Source organism: Streptomyces sp. WMMB 322, assembly GCF_900090145.1.
GTDB lineage: Bacteria > Actinomycetota > Actinomycetes > Streptomycetales > Streptomycetaceae > Streptomyces.
The window spans coordinates 389,700-405,361 of record NZ_FMHI01000004.1; the positions used below are offsets into that span (position 1 = coordinate 389,700).

Sequence of the window (15,662 nt, forward strand, 5' to 3'; positions counted from 1 at the left end):
GGGAGGCGCAGGGCCGCTTGCGGAAAGGGCACCCGGGAGCGGGGCGTCCACGCGTACGATCTGGGTCCGGCACAAAACACCGGAGAACCCCCCATGCTGCGCATCCACTTCACGGGTACCGACCTCGCGCGCACACACGTCGCGGAGGGCCCCGATCCGCTCTGGGAGACGGTCTTCAGCCTGCACATGCTCCGGGCCCGGTACGGCAGGCTGCCGTTCGCTGACTGGCGCCGCCGCGTCCGGGCCGGCCTGCGGGGGCACGGACGAACCGACGACGTACGGCAGTTGATGTCGCTCGTGCCCGACGCCAGTTACTTCCCGGACTTCCTCACCCCGCCCGAGGGACTGCTGGGTCTGGAGGAAGGCATCGAGGCCGTCGTCGCCACGCCGCGCGAGCGCATCTCGCGCGAACTGGCCGTCCTGCACTCGCGCGTCGGCGCCCCGGGCTGGGCCCAGGACCTGACGGACCGGTCCCCGCACGCCCGCAGGCACCTCGGGGAGATGATCTCCGGTTACCACGCCCGGGCACTGACGCCGTACTGGGAGGCGATCCGGCGGCGCGCGGCCGCCGACCGCGCGCTGCGCGTCCGCGCACTGCACACGGGCGGAGCGGACGGCGCGCAGGGCCTGCTGGCGAGCTTCCGTCCCGCGATGCGCTGGCGGCCGCCCGTGCTGGAGATACCCGGGCACCCGGTCGACCGCGACCTGCATCTGCGGGGGCGGGGACTGCTGCTGGTGCCGTCCCAGTTCCTCTGGAACCGTCCGGTGCCGCTGGCCGACCCCGAACTGCCGCCCACGGTCCTGTATCCCCTGGACCGGGACGCGCGGTGGATGTCCCTCGTCCCGCACGGGGCCGCTGAGCCCTCGCCCTCCGGTGACGCCCTCGCGCGGCTGCTGGGCAGGACGCGCGCGGAAGTGCTGCGTGCCACGGCCACCGTCCCGAACACGACCGAACTCGCCCGCCGCGTCGGCATCTCGCCCTCGGCCGCGAGCCAGCACGCCGCGGTGCTGCGGGACGCCGGGCTCATCGTCAGTCACCGGCACGCCAACAGCGTTTTCCACCAGCTCAGTCCGGCAGGGGGCGCGCTGCTGCGGCAGCAGTCGGCGGACTCGGGAAACATGTGACGGCGGCGCGGCGTCGGAACGCGTGAGCGCACGCCGCCCGCGCAGCGGCAGCGGGCAGCCGGCAGCCGGCAGCCCCGGACAGCAAGCCCCCCGCCTGCGGTTGCGGGCAGGCGGGGGCGCCCTCGGGCGGCCGTGACCGGAGTTGCTCGCCGTTCACGGCCGACGGCCGCCCCGACAGAGGCAGACCCGGGCGCCGCCCGGATCTCTCCTTGCTGTCCCCCCATGCCCAGGGCGGAGCACGCCCTGCACGCCAAGGACTGTGCCTCCAATACGGCCTCTCGGCCACGCAGATGAAGCCACAGGCACAACACACAGGTCAGATGGCACAACGCACGTACCGGCGGGGCGAGTTGGCGCCATGCGGCGCATCCTTCGCTGCGGGCCGGGCCGGGAGGGCGGGTCGCACGCCGGTCGCGTGGGACGGGCGCGGGCGGGCATGCTGCTGCGATGGACAACCCCGAAGCGCTCCTCATCGGAGGCCGTGCCGGAGTGGGCAAGTCAACGGTCGCGTGGGAGGTTTCGGTACTGCTGCGTGCCGCCGGGGTGCAACACGCCCTCATCGAGGGGGACTTCATGGGGCATCTGCATCCCGCACCCGTCGGCGACCCGCACCGTACGGGAATCGTCGAGCGCAATCTGACGGCCGTCTGGGCCAACTACGCCGAGCTCGGCTGCCGCCGTCTGATCTACACCAACACCCTCAGCGTCATGCCGGAGACGGGAGCCCTCTTCCAGCGCGCCATGGGTGCGGACGTACGCATCGTGCGCATCCTGCTGACAGCCTCCGACGGAGCGGCGACAGAACGGTTGACGGAGCGCGAGCGCGGATCCGAGCTGGAGGACGCGCTGCGCTCCAGCCGCCACAAGGCCCGGCTGCTCGACGAGCGGGTGCCTGCGGACACCGTGCGGGTGGCGATCGACGGCCGCTCCGTCGTGGGGATCGCGCGGGAGGTGGTGGCCGCGACGGGCTGGGTTTCGTGACGAAACCCTCACGGATCGTGGCCCCCGGCCGGCGCGCCCGTAACCTGCGGGGTCGTATCGTCGAAGCACCGCCCCGACGAGACCGCTCGCACCTCCGGCCTCCCGGACCGCCCCAGGAAGGACCCGCTCCCGTGACCTCGACTCCGTCCCCGTCCCGGCCGCTGGCGCACTCGCTGCGCGAGCAGATCCGCGAGCACATCGTGGACGGCATCGTCAGCGGCCGGTGGAAGCCCGGTGAGCGGATCGTGGAACGGCGGATCGCCGTGGAGCTGGAGGTCAGCCAGACGCCGGTGCGGGAGGCGCTGCGCGAACTGGAGACGCTGCGGCTGATCGAGTCGGCGACCAACAAGGGCGTGCGGGTACGGGAGTTGTCGGCGGCCGATCTGGAGGAGATCTACCCGGTGCGCGCCGGGCTGGAGCAGATCGCCGCGGAGCTCGCGGCACCCCGGCTGGCGGGAGACGCCTCCGCGCTAGCCCCGCACGTGGCCGCGCTGTACGAGGCGGACCGCGCCGGCGACGGTGAGGCCCAGGTGCGGCACACCGTCGCCTTCCACCGGGAGATGGTGCGGGCGGCCGGCAACAGCGTGCTGCTGCACACCTGGGAGTCGCTGGGCATCGAGGTGTGGACGGCGCTGTCGATCCGCTGGCTGGGGACGGTGCAGCAGTCGTACGCGGAGGAGCACGAGGCGGTCATGGAGGCCTTCCGCCGCCGCGATCCGCGCATCGCGGAACTCGTCAAGGCGCATGTCATGGGCTGCGCGCCGGCGCCGCGGGACGGCGGCGGAACGGGAGCCGCGGCCTGAGCCCCTGAGCGCCGGCCGCTCAGGGGACGTAGTTCTTGAGGATCTCCGTGTCCAGCTCCATGCCGACGGGTTCCGGGAGCTTCACCTTCTCCCCGAAACGGGAGGTGTGGACGTCCCGGTAGCGAGCGCCTTCCTGATCCGGACCGCTGTGCACGACCACCGTGCCGGAGTCCCGGTCGATGAGCAGGTACACGGGGATGCCCACTGCGGCGTAGGCGGACGGCTTCTCACAGCGGTCCCGCCGGTCGGTGTCCTCGTCGTACGAGGTCACCTCCAGCACCATCAGGACGCCGCTCGGATCGGCCCATTCTCCCTGGCCGGCCAAGTGGGCCACTGGGGCGAGCACACCGTCGGCACGGGCCCGGCCGTTACGGTACGACCCGACCTTGAGGCCCTGCTCAGGATGCAGATCCAGGTCGGGGCGAGCCTGGATGCACTGCCTGATCAACCACATGGTGATGGTTGCGTGGTCCCCGTCAGGCATGCTCTTGACCCCGATCCGTCCGTCGATGAACTCCAACATGACGGTCTCGGGTGCTTTGGAGGCGATCTCTTCGAACTCCTCGACCTGCATCTGAGACGTGTGCTCGGCCATAACCGTCATGGTGTACCCCCTTTCAGGCGAAGGCCAGTATTGGCGGAACAAAGGACGCGGGAGCCCTCGTCGCCGGGGAGTCACTCAGGTGAGCGACCTCTCACGTGACCGGTATGACGTCGAGGACCTCGTCGGCGAGGCGGGCCGCCGCCGGTTCGTACTTGCGGGCCAGTGCGCGGAAGCAGGTCTCCGCCCTGATCGCGGGCCAGTCCTCGGGCAGGTGTTCCGCGGGGAGGTGCGGGTCCTGGCGGACGAGCCGCAACCAGTCGGTGTGCAGCATCAGCTGGCGGGCCAGGTCGTCGGGCGCGGCCGGCAGCGGAGGGCGGTCCCCCGTGTCCCAGCGCCGCAGGAACTCGCGGTATCCGTCGGCGATCGACGCCGCGTCGAACCCCTTGCGTACGAGGTCGGCGGCCTCGGTCGGCCGATACGCCTGCGCCCGGAGCACGGTGACGTACTCCGCGAGCCCGAGCGGCGCGAGGATCGCTGCGGCGTCCTTCTCGCCGGGGGCGATCCACAGTCCGTTCTGAAGCGGCCCGAAGCCCTCCCAGAGCAGACGTGAGCGCAGATCGTGCCGTTCGCGGCGGTGGCTGTCGGGCAGGGAGAAGCCGACGAGCGTCCATGTGCCGTCCCAGTCCCGGTTGACGGCTCCGGTCTCCCAGATGCGGCGGTGCCCGTCCTGGAGCACCTCCTCCGCGTGCGGTGTGAGGGCGAAGTAGACCTTGCGGCCCTGACGGTGGCGCACCAGGAGGCTGCGTTTGGCCATGCGGGCGAGCGTGGAGCGCACGGCTTCCTCGCCGACGCCGACGCGTGCGAAGACGTCGATGACGCTGCCGGAGTAGACGCCGGTGCCGCGCCCGAGTACATGGATGCCGAAGAAGCTGAACATGAGCGACTGCGGACGGACGGCGGGGCCGGGGGCGTCCCGGGCCGGTTCTTCTGATTCTGAGCTGCTGGGCGTCACGTTGACGAGCGTAGCGGCCGCAAACCGATGTTGTGCACATTATTGACGGCCGTCTCAGAACTGCCGTACGTTCCTTGGCGTACGACGCAAGAGCAGCAGTGGCCGAAAGAGGTACGTGCCCATGGACCTGTCCGGGAAAGCAGCCGTCGTCACCGGCAGCGGCCGGGGGCTCGGCCTCGCCTACGCGGAGGCGCTCGCCGCCGCCGGCGCGTCCGTCGTGGTCAACGACGTCGACGCGGCGGCCGCCGAGGCCGCGGTCGGGAAGATCACCGCGGGCGGGGGCCGGGCGGTCTCCGTGGTCGCTCCCGTCGGCGGGACGACGACAGCGGACGCCCTGGTGGACGCGGCCGTCGAGAACTTCGGGCGGCTGGACGTCATGGTCACCAACGCGGGCGTACTGCGCGACAAGGTGCTGTGGAAGATGTCCGACGAGGACTTCGACGCCGTCGTCGACGTCCATCTGCGCGGCACGTTCACCTGCGCACGCGCGGCGGCCGTACGGATGCGGGAACAGGGCACCGGCGGACGGCTGATCCTGGTCTCCTCCCCCGCCGGGCAGCGCGGCAACTTCGGGCAGACCAACTACGCGGCCGCCAAGGCCGGAATCGTCGCCATGGCCCGAACCTGGGCGATGGAACTCGCACGCGCCGGCATCACGGCGAACGCGATCGTCCCCGTCGCCGCGACCGAGATGACGAAGACGATCCCCGCCTTCGCGCCCGTCATCGAGGAAGCGGAGAGGACCGGTGGCCCGCTGCCCGAATGGCTGCGCAAGGAAGAGGGGTTCGGTACTGCTGAGGACGCCGCACCGCTCGTGGTCTTCCTCGCCTCCGATGCGGCCTCCGACGTGACGGGGCAGGCCATCGGCATCGGCGGCGACAGGCTCGCCCTGTGGTCGCACCCGCAGGAGAAGACCCCGGCGTACGCCGACGGCGGATGGGATGCGGACTCCATCGCCGCTTCCTGGAAGTCGGGCCCGGGCGCCCAGCCCGAGACGTACGGCATTCCCGCACCGCGGCCGCCGGAGGGTCAGTGATGAGCCCGGCCGGCGGCACACCCCGCGAAGGAGCCATCGACGCCGGGCAGTTGACGGCGATCGACGTGCACACCCACGCCGAGGTGTCGGCCGACGGGCACGGCTCGCTCAGCCCCGAACTCTTCGGCGCCTCCGCCGAGTACTTCAAGACGCACACCGAACGGCAGCCCACCATCGGCCAGATGGCCGACTACTACCGCGAACGGAACATGGCCGCCGTGGTGTTCACGGTGGACGCCGAGCATGCGACAGGCCATCCGCGCATCTCCAACGAAGAGGTCGCCGACAGCTGCGCGCAGCACGCCGACGTGCTGATCCCGTTCGGCAGCGTCGACCCGTGGAAGGGCAGGGCGGCCGTGCGGGAGGCGCGCAGGCTCGTCACCGAACACGGCGTGCGCGGCTTCAAGTTCCACCCGAGCATCCAGGGCTTCTCACCCGACGACCGGATGGCCTACCCGCTCTACGAGGCGATAGAGGAACTCGGCGTCCCCGCCCTCTTCCACACGGGCCAGACCGGCATCGGCGCGGGAGTGCCCGGCGGCGGCGGGATCCGGCTGAAGTACAGCAACCCGATGCTCGTCGACGATGTCGCCGTGGACTTCCCCGAGTTGCGCATCATCCTCGCCCACCCGTCGTTCCCCTGGCAGGACGAGGCGCTGGCCGTCGCGACGCACAAGCCATACGTGCACATCGACCTCTCCGGCTGGTCGCCGAAGTACTTCCCGCCGCAACTGGTGCGCTACGCCAACAGCCTGCTCAAGGACAAGGTCCTCTTCGGCTCGGACTACCCGGTCATCACACCCGACCGCTGGCTCTCCGACTTCGACAAGCTCGAGATCAAACCCGAGGTACGTCCCAAGATCCTCAAGGAGAACGCGGCGCGCCTGCTCGGCCTCACCAAGCCGGCGGCCGCCACGTCGGAAGGAGCCACCCCGTGACCACCACAGTCCACGGCGTCGAGGAGCTGAAGGCCCTCGCCGGTCAGGACCTGGGCAGCAGCGACTGGCTGGAGATCACGCAGGAGCGGGTCGGCACGTTCGCCGACGCCACGGGCGACCACCAGTGGATCCACGTCGACGAGGAAGCAGCCGCCTCCGGCCCCTTCGGTGGCACCATCGCGCACGGATACCTCACACTCTCCCTCGTCATCCCGCTCTTCACGCAGTTGCTGCAGATCAGCGGCGTCTCGATGAGCGTCAACTACGGGCTGGGCAAGGTGCGTTTCCCCAGCCCCGTCCCCGTCGGCAGCAGGATCCGCCTGACGGGCAAGGTCGGCACCGTGTCGGACGTGTCCGGAGGCGGGGTCCAGATGGAACTCGACTTCACGGTCGAACTGGACGGTTCCGACAAACCGGCGTGTGCGGGCCAGGCCCTCTACCGCCACTACCCCTGAGCTCACGCTCCCCCTGCAACTCACCGACACGGGAGGCCAGTCATGGCCGGAACCGCAGCGTCATCCACCCCATCGCCCCGCAACGTCCAGCTTCGCCGCGCGGTCACGTCCAGCTTCATCGGCAGCGTGATCGAGTACTACGACTTCCTCCTCTACGCCACCGCCTCTGCCGTCGTCTTCAGCAGGGTCTTCTTCACCGACCTGGACCCGCTGGCCGGCACCGTGGCAAGCCTCGGCACCTTCGCCGCCGGCTACCTGGCCCGCCCCCTCGGCGGCGTCGTCTTCGGGCACTTCGGCGACCGGCTCGGCCGCAAACGCATGCTCGTGATGACGATGACCCTGATGGGCACCGTCAGCTTCCTCATCGGCGTGCTCCCCACGTACGAGCAGATCGGCAGCTGGGCGGCGGTCATGCTGGTGCTGCTGCGGGTCCTGCAGGGTGTCGCGGTCGGCGGCGAGTGGGGCGGCGCCGTCCTGATGTCCGCCGAGCACGCCACGTCGCGGCGCGGCCTGTGGGCGTCCTTCACCAACGCGGGCGCACCCTTCGGCATGGTCCTCTCCACCGCTGCCCTCACCGGGACCGGCGCCGTCGTCGGCGAGGAGGCCTTCCTGGCGTGGGGCTGGCGCGTTCCGTTCCTGCTGAGCGTCGTACTGCTGGCCGTCGGCCTGTTCGTGCGGCTGCGGGTCGAGGAGACCCCCGTCTTCGCGGCGGCGCGCACCGGGAGCGGCGGCAAGCTGCCCCTTCTCGACGTGCTGCGGCGCCATCCGCGCAACCTGCTGCTGGCCGTCGCAGTCGGGCTCGCGGCGTTCGTCGCGCAGGGCACACTCACGACGTTCCTCATCGCACACGGCGTCCAGGCGGGCCACGAGCGGCAGACCGTGCTGAACGCGCTCACGCTCTCCTCCGCGCTGGCGGTACCGGCGATCGTCGGCTGGTCCGCGCTCTCGGACCGGGTCGGGCGGCGGCCCGTCGTCCTCGCCGGAGCGGTCGCCATGGGCGGCTTCGCCTTCGTCCTCTTCCCCATGGCCGACGCCGGAAGCGCCCTGCTGCTGACGGTGGCGCTGGTGCTGGGCCAGTCCGTCATCCACCCGATGATGTACGGGCCGCTGGCCGCGCTGTGCGCCGAACTCTTCAGCACCCGCAGCCGCTACACCGGCGCATCCCTCGGCTACCAGCTCGCCGGGCTGGGCGCCGGTCTGGCGCCGCTGCTCTTCGCCGAGATCCAGCGGGCGACCGGCGGAAGCGGGACGCTCACCATCTCGGTGGTCGTCGCGGGATTCTGTGCGCTGACCGTGGTGAGCATCCTGATGCTGGGCGAGACCCGCGACCGGGACCTCACCGAGAAGCCCGAGGCCGGCCGCCGTCCCCTGATCAGGAGCTGAGGGATGCACAACCAGGGCATCGGGTCGTGGCCCGGCCGGAGGGCTCAACTCTCGCCGGGCCGCACCGCGTTCGTCCACGACGGCGAGGCCGTGACCTACGCCGGGGTCCACCGGCGCAGCACCCGGCTCGCGTCGCAGCTGAGAGCCGAAGGCGTGGGGCCCGGCGACCGGGTGGCGTATCTCGGCCCCAACCACCCGGCGTTCGCCGAGACGATGTTCGCCACGCACATGCTCGGCGGCGTCTTCGTACCGCTCAACTTCCGCCTCACGGCCCCCGAACTCGACTACGTGCTCGGCCACTCGGGAGCCTCGCTGCTGGTGTACGGCCCCGAGTGCGCGAGGACCGCGGCGGACCTCACCGCGCGCGGCGGCCTGCGCGGCGTCGTGGCCCTGCGCGACCCGTCCCCGGGTGAGCGGGACTACGAGCCGTGGCTCGCCGCGGGTGACCCCTCGCCCCTCGACGCGACGGTCTCGCGCGACGATCCCGCATTCATCCTCTACACCTCCGGGACCACCGGCAGGCCCAAGGGCGCCGTCCTCACGCACGCCAACGTCATCTGGAACACGCTCAATCTGATGGTGGGCCTGGACATCGCCTCGGACGAGGTGACGCTGATCAGCGCCCCGCTCTTCCACGTCGCCGCGCTCAACCAGACGCTGCTGCCCACGTTCCTCAAGGGCGGATGCAGCGTGATCATGCCGTCGTGGGACGTCGACGCCTGCTACGACCTGATCGCCGAGCACCGCATCACCTGGATGTTCGGCGTGACGACGATGTTCGCCGCGTTCGCCCAGTCCCCGCGGTGGCCCGGAGCCGACCTCTCCTCGCTGCGCCACCTGATCTCCGGTGGCGCGCCCGTCCCCGAGGCACTGATCCGCACGTACCAGGAGCGGGGCCTGGTCTTCTGCCAGGGCTACGGCCTCACCGAGACCTCACCCGGCGCGACGTGGCTCGAAGCGGCGGAAAGCGTCGAGCGGGCGGGATCGGCGGGCGTGCCGGTCTTCTTCGCCGATGTGCGCCTCGTACGGCCCGACCTGACGGAGACGGAACCGGGAGAGCGGGGCGAAGTCCTCATCCAGGGGCCCAACGTCACACCGGGCTACTGGAACGACCCCGGAGCGACGGCGGCTGCCTTCTCCGAGGGCGGATGGTTTCACTCCGGGGATGTCGCGACTCGTGACGAGGACGGCTTCATCACCATCGTCGACCGGGTCAAGGACATGTACATCTCCGGGGGCGAGAACGTCTACCCGGCCGAGATCGAGGCCGTCCTCTTCGAGCACCCCTCGATCGCGGCGTGCGCGGTGATCGGCGTGCCGGACGAGAAGTGGGGGCAGACGGGCCGCGCGTTCTTCACGCCGCGCCCCGGAACACGCGCCACCGCCGAGGAGTTGCGCTCGTTCCTCAGCGCACGTCTCGCCAAGTACAAGATCCCCGCGTACTTCGAAGAGGTCGACTCGCTGCCCCGCACCGGCTCCGGCAAGATCCAGAAGCAGAAGCTCCGCGAACTTCCCCTTCCACCGGGTGGTTAGCCTGTCCCCATGCCGGACGAGGTCGCGGCGTTCCGCCGCTCGCTGGGCCTGGACTCCCTGATGGACGTCCACACCCACTTCATGCCGCAGCGCGTACTGACGAAGGTGTGGGCGTACTTCGACACGGGCGGCCCCCTCGTGGGCCGGCCCTGGCCGATCGAGTACAGGCACGAGGAGGAGGAACGCCTGCGGCTGCTGCGGGAGTTCGGCGTGAGGGCGTTCACCTCGATGCTCTACCCGCACAAGCCGGGCATGGCGCGCTGGCTCAACGACTGGGCCGCGGACTTCGCCGCCCGCACACCGGACTGCCTGCACACGGCAACGTTCTACGCCGAGCCGAGCGCGGGTGAGGACGTGCGGCGCGCGCTGGAACAGGGGGCGCGGGTCTTCAAGAGCCACCTCCAGGTCGGCGACTACGACCCCAACGACCCCACACTCAAAGAGGTCTGGGGGCTGCTCGCCGACGCCGGCGTCCCCGTCGTGACGCACTGCGGCTCGGGCCCGAGGCCCGGCCGTTTCACCGGGCCCGGGCCGATCGCCGCACTGCTGGGCAGCCATCCCCGACTGCCGCTGGTCGTCGCGCACTTGGGGATGCCGGAGTACGAGGACTTCCTGGAACTGGCCGAGCGCCACGAGAACGTCATGCTCGACACGACCATGGCGTTCACGCCCTTCGCCGAGGCCGAGGCGCCCTTCCCCCGCCGGGCGCTGCCGCGCCTGGCGGCCCTCCAGGACCGCGTACTGCTCGGCACGGACTTCCCCAACATCCCCTACACCTACGCCGAGGCGCTGCGGGCGCTGGAGTCGACGGAGCTGGGTACGGAGTGGCTCCGCGCGGTCTGCCACGACAACGCGGCGCGTCTGTTCGGGCTCTGAGCATGACCGCCACCGCACTGAGCACGGGCTCCGCGCAGACGACCGATGAGTTCCGCCGCGCGTCGTCGTCTGCACATTGAGAGGCCCCCCTGGCACAGCCCGGGGAGACCCGGGACCCGACGACGAGGAGCGTGCGCACCGTGGCCGAGGAGAGCGTGAGCGCCACCCTGACTGTCGCCCTGCCCGCGGCGACGGTGTTCGCCGTACTGGCGGACCCGACGGCCCATTCCGCGATCGACGGCACCGGCTGGGTTCAGCAGTCCGCCGACCGGGCGCCCCTGACCGAGGTCGGGCAGATCTTCCGTATGGACATGTATCACCCCAATCATCCGAACGGTGACTACCAGGTGGCCAACAAGGTCCAGGTGCTCGAACCTCCGCGCGCCATCGGCTGGCTCCCGGGATACCGCACGGACGAAGGCCGGCTGGACTTCGGCGGCTGGACCTGGCGTTTCGACCTGGCGGCACTCGGACCGTCCGAGACCGAGGTCACGCTCACCTACGACTGGTCGGCGGTGCCGCAGTCCATCCGGGAGTACATCGACTTCCCACCGTTCGGCCCCGAGCACCTCACCAACTCCCTGCACCACCTGGCGGAACTCGCCGGATCCTGAGCGCGGGGCGCGCCGCGGTGGCGGCCCCGCCCCCGGAGCGGCCACGCACCGGACCCGCACCCCAAGGGGCCAGGCACCGGCCCCGGAGGCGCACCCCCGGCACCCGGAAACCGCACCCTGCGAGCCTCGGCACCGCGTGCCGACTTCCGTGGCACGGAATGCCAATTTCGCTGGACCCTTTGATCGATCATCGATCGCAGGCGTACAGTCCAATTGCTGGGCCGATCCTGTCCTGCCATTCAGGAAGACCCGCACCCGCGGAGGCGCCGCGCCGAGCGGAACTCCCGCACCGCGCGGAACCTCCGCACCCAGCGGAACCCGCGGACCCCCGTGCACCCGCGCGGAGCCCCGCACCCCCGCGGAGCCTCCACCACCCGGAGAGCCCCTCCCCGTCCAATCCCCTCCATCCCGTCCGCCCGTCCGGAAGGTGGCCACCATGCCCCGCCCCGTACGCAACCGTCCGAGCGAGCTCGACCAGCTCGTGGACCGCGACCCGCAGGAGACCGCCGAGTGGCGGGAATCGCTGGACGCCGTCGTCGCGCATGCCGGTCCCGAGCGGGCCACGTACCTGATGCGCCGCGCTCTGGGCCACGCCCAGGACAGCGGGCTGGCGGTGCCGCATCTGCTGGAGACGGACTACGTCAACTCCATCCCGACCGCCGCCGAACCGGAATATCCGGGCGACGCGGAACTGGAGTCCCGGATCACGGCCTGGAACCGCTGGAACGCCGCCGCGATGGTGACGCGCGGCAGCCGCTACGGCCTGGGCGGTCACATAGCGACGTTCGCCAGTGCCGCCTGGCTCTACGAGACGGGCTTCCAGCACTTCTTCCGCGGCAAGGAAGGCCTTGAACCGGGGGCGTCCGGCGGCTCGGGAGACCAGCTCTACATCCAGGGCCACGCCTCCCCCGGCATCTACGCCCGCGCCTTCCTCGACGGCCGCCTCACCGAGGCCGACCTCGACCGCTTCCGCCAGGAGACCCGGCACCCGGGCGAGGGCCGCGGCCTGCCCTCCTACCCGCACCCCCGCCGCCTGCCGTGGCTGTGGGAGTTCCCCACGGTCTCCATGGGCATCGGCCCGATCAACGCCGTCTACCAGGCACGCTTCAACCGCTATCTGACGGACCGCGGGATCAAGGACACCTCCGCCTCCCACGTGTGGGCGTTCCTCGGCGACGGCGAGATGGACGAGCCGGAGTCGACGGCCGCCCTCGCCCTCGCGGGCCGCGAGCAGCTCGACAACCTCACGTTCGTCGTCAACTGCAACCTCCAGCGCCTCGACGGGCCGGTCCGCGCCAACTTCAAGATCGTGCAGGAGCTGGAGGCGCAGTTCCGCGCGGCCGGCTGGAACGTGGTCAAGTCGCTGTGGGGCACCGCCTGGGACGAGCTGTTCCATCTGGACACCACCGGCGCCCTGGTCCGCCGCCTCCGCGAGGTGCCGGACGCGCAGTTCCAGACGTACGCGACGCGCGACGCCGCCTACATCCGTGAGCACTTCTTCGGCGCCGACCCCGCTCTCGCCGGGATGGCGAAGCTGCTGACGGACGAGAAGATCGCCGCCTGCTTCCACACCTCCCGCGCGGGCCACGAGCCGCGCAAGGTGTACGCCGCGTACAAGGCGGCAGTCGAGCACAAGGGCGCGCCCACCGTGATCCTGGCGCAGACCGTGAAGGGCTGGACGCTGGGCCCCGGCTTCGAGTCCCGCAACGCCAACCACCAGATGAAGAAGCTGACCGGCAAGGAGTTCCGCGCGATGCGCGACCTCCTTGAACTGCCCATCCCGGACAGCAAGCTGGACGACGAGCTCGTGCCGTACGTGCACCCGGGCGAGGACTCCCCGGAGGTGCGCTACCTGCAGGAGCGCCGCGCCGCGCTCGGCGGGCCCGCGCCCGCGCGCAAGGTGCATCCCGTGGCACTGCCCGAGCCGTCCGCGAAACCATTCGAGACGCTGAAGAAGGGCTCCGGCAGCCAGGAGATCGCCACCACCATGGCGTTCGTGCGGCTGGTGAAGGACCTGATGCGGGAGAAGGAGACCGGCAGGCGGTGGGTACCGGTGGTGCCCGACGAGGCCCGCACCTTCGGCATGGAGTCGCTCTTCCCGTCGGCCGGCATCTACTCGCCGCTCGGGCAGAACTACGACCCGGTCGACCGCGACCAACTCCTGTACTACAAGGAGGCGTCGGACGGCCAGATCCTCAACGAGGGCATCACGGAGGCCGGTTCGCTGGCGGACTTCACCGCGGCGGCCACGTCGTACGCCACGCACGGCGAGCCGATGATCCCCTTCTACATCTTCTACTCGATGTTCGGCTTCCAGCGCACGGGCGACCAGTTCTGGTCCCTGGCCGACCAGTTGGGCCGCGGCTTCGTCATCGGTGCGACCGCCGGCCGTACGACGATGACGGGCGAGGGGCTGCAGCACGCGGACGGCCACTCGCCGCTGCTGGCCTCCACCAACCCCGCCGTCGTCACCTACGACCCGGCGTTCGCCTACGAGGTGGGGGCCATCGTCAAGGACGGCATGCGCCGCATGTACGGTCCGGACCCGGCACTCAACGAGGACGTCTTCTACTACCTCACGGTCTACAACGAGCCGAAGGTCCAGCCGCCGCAGCCCGCCGGTGAGGGCGTCGAGGAAGGCATCCTCAAGGGCCTCTACCGCTTCAGCGAAGGCCGGGCGCCGGAACCCGACTCGCCCCGCATCCAGCTCCTGGCCAGCGGCACCGCCATCCACTGGGCGCTGGAGGCGCAGCGGATGCTGGCCGAGGAGTGGGGCGTGACGGCGGACGTCTGGTCGGCGACGTCGTGGAGCGAGCTGCGCCGCGACGCGCTGGAGTGCGACGCCGCGCAGCTGCGGGGCGAGGAGCGCACCCCGTACGTGACCCGCGTGCTGGAGGACGCACCGGGCCCGGTGCTCGCGGTCAGCGACTGGATGCGGGCCGTCCCGGACCAGATCAGCCAGTGGGTGCCGCAGGAGTGGACGTCGCTCGGCACGGACGGCTTCGGGCTCTCCGGCACGCGTGAGGCGGTCCGCCGCCACTTCGGCGTCGACGCCGAGTCGGTCGTCGTGGCGGCGCTGGCGCAGCTCGCACGGCGCGGCGAGGTCAAGCACGAGACGGTACGGCGGGCGGCCGAAGGCTACGGCCTGGCCTGACCGGCGGCTGCGGCAGCCGGGCGCCCGGAGCCACACGGCCTCATCGGCCGCGGGCCCCGGGCGCCCGGGGCCCGCGGCCCGGCGTCTCAAAGGTTCACCGCCCGAGGGCACCGCGGCAGAATGCTGCCATGCGCGCGGCCCGGCTCATCAAGATGGTGCTTCTGCTCCAGACCCGGCGTGCCATGACCGGTGCCGAACTCGCCGCCGAACTCGAGGTCTCCGAACGCACCGTCTCGCGCGACGTGCGGGCCCTGTCGGAGGCCGGGGTGCCCGTCTACGCGGACCGCGGACGCAGCGGCGGCTACCGCCTTGTCGGCGGCTACCGCACCCGGCTCACCGGCATCGGACGCGGCGAGGCCGAAGCCCTGTTCCTGTCCGGGGTGCCGTCCGCCCTGCGGGACATGGGTCTCGCGGACGCCGCGTCGGCCGCCCGGCTGAAGGTCTCGGCGGCCCTCGTCCCCGAGCTGAGCGACGCGCACCGCTCGGCGGCGCAGCGCTTCCACCTCGACGCACCGGGGTGGTGGCAGCCACCGCAGGAGCGGCCGGAGCACCTGCCCGCGGTCGCGGACGCCGTGTGGGCCGACCGCACGGTGCGGATGCGCTACCGGCGCCGGGGAGCGGAGGACGGGGGTGCTCCCCCCAGCGGGAGGGAGCTGGAACCGTACGGGCTCGTGCTCAAGGCGGGCGTCTGGTACTTGGTGGCACGCGTGCCGGATGCCGGGGAGCGGAGGGTCTACCGGATGGACCGGGTCACCGGCGTCGAGGAGACGGGTGAACACTTCGTACGCGACGAGGAGTTCGACCTGCCCGCGTTCTGGGAGGAGCAGTCCGCGGCCTTCGCGCAGTCGATCCTGCGGGACGAGGTGGTGCTGCGGCTGACCCCGGCGGGGATGCGTGCGCTGCGTCATGTGACCGACCGGCGGGCCGCGGAGGAGGCACTGACCAGGGCGGGGGCCGGATCAGGGGCCGGAGCCGCCTCCGCCCCGGCCGGGGAGGACGGCGGCCCGGCCGGGGAGGACGGCGGCCCGGTCACGGTCGTGCTCGCCGTGGAATCCCTCGACGTCGCCTACGCGCAGTTGCTCGCGCTCGGCCCGGAGTGCGAGGTGCTCGAACCCGCCGGGCTGCGCGCCCGGTTCGCGGACGCGGCACGGCTCATGGCGTCGCAGTACGGGGCCGGCGGGGGCCGGGCGGAGACCGCCCACCGGTAG

The 15,662-nt window shown here is 71.4% G+C and carries 14 protein-coding genes; 12 read left to right on the top strand and 2 right to left on the bottom strand.

The annotated features are described in order from the left end of the window. Positions 1–93 precede the first annotated feature (93 nt). The 3 genes from H180DRAFT_RS09725 to H180DRAFT_RS09735 all read left to right on the top strand — a co-directional run bounded on the left by H180DRAFT_RS09725 (position 94) and on the right by H180DRAFT_RS09735 (position 2,909). Entirely contained in the window at positions 94–1,125 is a 1,032-nt protein-coding gene (locus tag H180DRAFT_RS09725; protein ID WP_055485562.1) for an ArsR/SmtB family transcription factor, read from the top strand. 447 nt (positions 1,126–1,572) lie between these two features. Continuing rightward, positions 1,573–2,106, top strand: a complete 534-nt coding sequence (locus H180DRAFT_RS09730) for a P-loop nucleotide/nucleoside kinase family protein (protein ID WP_055485563.1) — start codon at positions 1,573–1,575, stop codon at positions 2,104–2,106. 131 nt (positions 2,107–2,237) lie between these two features. Then, positions 2,238–2,909, top strand: a complete 672-nt coding sequence (locus tag H180DRAFT_RS09735) for a GntR family transcriptional regulator (protein ID WP_055485564.1) — start codon at positions 2,238–2,240, stop codon at positions 2,907–2,909. Positions 2,910–2,928: 19 nt separating this feature from the next. Here the strand turns inward: H180DRAFT_RS09735 and H180DRAFT_RS09740 are convergent, their stop codons facing one another. Together H180DRAFT_RS09740 and H180DRAFT_RS09745 are read right to left on the bottom strand one after the other, a co-directional pair. Then, complete coding sequence (locus H180DRAFT_RS09740) at positions 2,929–3,513, bottom strand: Uma2 family endonuclease (RefSeq protein ID WP_055485565.1); 585 nt, start codon at positions 3,511–3,513, stop codon at positions 2,929–2,931. Positions 3,514–3,604: 91 nt separating this feature from the next. Beyond that, on the bottom strand, positions 3,605–4,465 hold the full coding sequence (locus H180DRAFT_RS09745) for a PaaX family transcriptional regulator (protein ID WP_254665946.1): 861 nt from the start codon (positions 4,463–4,465) through the stop codon (positions 3,605–3,607). 115 nt (positions 4,466–4,580) lie between these two features. Between H180DRAFT_RS09745 and H180DRAFT_RS09750 the strand changes: the two genes are divergently transcribed. The 9 genes from H180DRAFT_RS09750 (at position 4,581) to H180DRAFT_RS09790 (ending at position 15,662) form a co-directional block, all read left to right on the top strand. Further along, positions 4,581–5,501: an SDR family oxidoreductase gene (locus tag H180DRAFT_RS09750; RefSeq protein WP_302622435.1), complete on the top strand. Its 921-nt coding sequence runs from the start codon at positions 4,581–4,583 to the stop codon at positions 5,499–5,501. A 35-nt stretch (positions 5,502–5,536) separates the two neighbouring features. Beyond that, positions 5,537–6,439 (top strand): amidohydrolase family protein, encoded by a 903-nt coding sequence (locus H180DRAFT_RS09755; RefSeq protein ID WP_139151372.1) that lies wholly within the window; start codon positions 5,537–5,539, stop codon positions 6,437–6,439. Next, positions 6,436–6,894: a MaoC family dehydratase gene (locus H180DRAFT_RS09760; protein ID WP_055485569.1), complete on the top strand. Its 459-nt coding sequence runs from the start codon at positions 6,436–6,438 to the stop codon at positions 6,892–6,894. Before H180DRAFT_RS09755 ends, H180DRAFT_RS09760 begins: the two co-directional genes overlap by 4 nt. Positions 6,895–6,936: 42 nt before the next feature. Then, on the top strand, positions 6,937–8,277 hold the full coding sequence (locus tag H180DRAFT_RS09765; protein WP_055485570.1) for an MFS transporter: 1,341 nt from the start codon (positions 6,937–6,939) through the stop codon (positions 8,275–8,277). A 3-nt stretch (positions 8,278–8,280) separates the two neighbouring features. Then, complete coding sequence (locus H180DRAFT_RS09770) at positions 8,281–9,810, top strand: acyl-CoA synthetase (RefSeq protein WP_055485571.1); 1,530 nt, start codon at positions 8,281–8,283, stop codon at positions 9,808–9,810. A 9-nt stretch (positions 9,811–9,819) separates the two neighbouring features. Next, positions 9,820–10,686 (top strand): amidohydrolase family protein, encoded by an 867-nt coding sequence (locus H180DRAFT_RS09775; RefSeq protein ID WP_055485572.1) that lies wholly within the window; start codon positions 9,820–9,822, stop codon positions 10,684–10,686. Between the two features lie 140 nt (positions 10,687–10,826). Then, positions 10,827–11,300: an SRPBCC family protein gene (locus H180DRAFT_RS09780; protein WP_199822478.1), complete on the top strand. Its 474-nt coding sequence runs from the start codon at positions 10,827–10,829 to the stop codon at positions 11,298–11,300. A gap of 436 nt (positions 11,301–11,736) precedes the next feature. Then, positions 11,737–14,454 (top strand): pyruvate dehydrogenase (acetyl-transferring), homodimeric type, encoded by a 2,718-nt coding sequence (aceE, locus tag H180DRAFT_RS09785; protein ID WP_055485574.1) that lies wholly within the window; start codon positions 11,737–11,739, stop codon positions 14,452–14,454. A gap of 128 nt (positions 14,455–14,582) precedes the next feature. Then, positions 14,583–15,662, top strand: coding sequence for a helix-turn-helix transcriptional regulator (locus H180DRAFT_RS09790; RefSeq protein ID WP_055485575.1), 1,080 nt, complete (start codon positions 14,583–14,585; stop codon positions 15,660–15,662).

Coding starts and splice junctions, on each gene's coding strand:
- H180DRAFT_RS09725 (WP_055485562.1), top strand. CDS start 94: ATGCTGCGCATCCACTTCACGGGTACCGACCTCGCGCGCACACACGTC.
- H180DRAFT_RS09790 (WP_055485575.1), top strand. CDS start 14,583: ATGCGCGCGGCCCGGCTCATCAAGATGGTGCTTCTGCTCCAGACCCGG.
- aceE (WP_055485574.1), top strand. CDS start 11,737: ATGCCCCGCCCCGTACGCAACCGTCCGAGCGAGCTCGACCAGCTCGTG.
- H180DRAFT_RS09730 (WP_055485563.1), top strand. CDS start 1,573: ATGGACAACCCCGAAGCGCTCCTCATCGGAGGCCGTGCCGGAGTGGGC.
- H180DRAFT_RS09775 (WP_055485572.1), top strand. CDS start 9,820: ATGCCGGACGAGGTCGCGGCGTTCCGCCGCTCGCTGGGCCTGGACTCC.
- H180DRAFT_RS09770 (WP_055485571.1), top strand. CDS start 8,281: ATGCACAACCAGGGCATCGGGTCGTGGCCCGGCCGGAGGGCTCAACTC.
- H180DRAFT_RS09740 (WP_055485565.1), bottom strand. CDS start 3,513: ATGACGGTTATGGCCGAGCACACGTCTCAGATGCAGGTCGAGGAGTTC.
- H180DRAFT_RS09765 (WP_055485570.1), top strand. CDS start 6,937: ATGGCCGGAACCGCAGCGTCATCCACCCCATCGCCCCGCAACGTCCAG.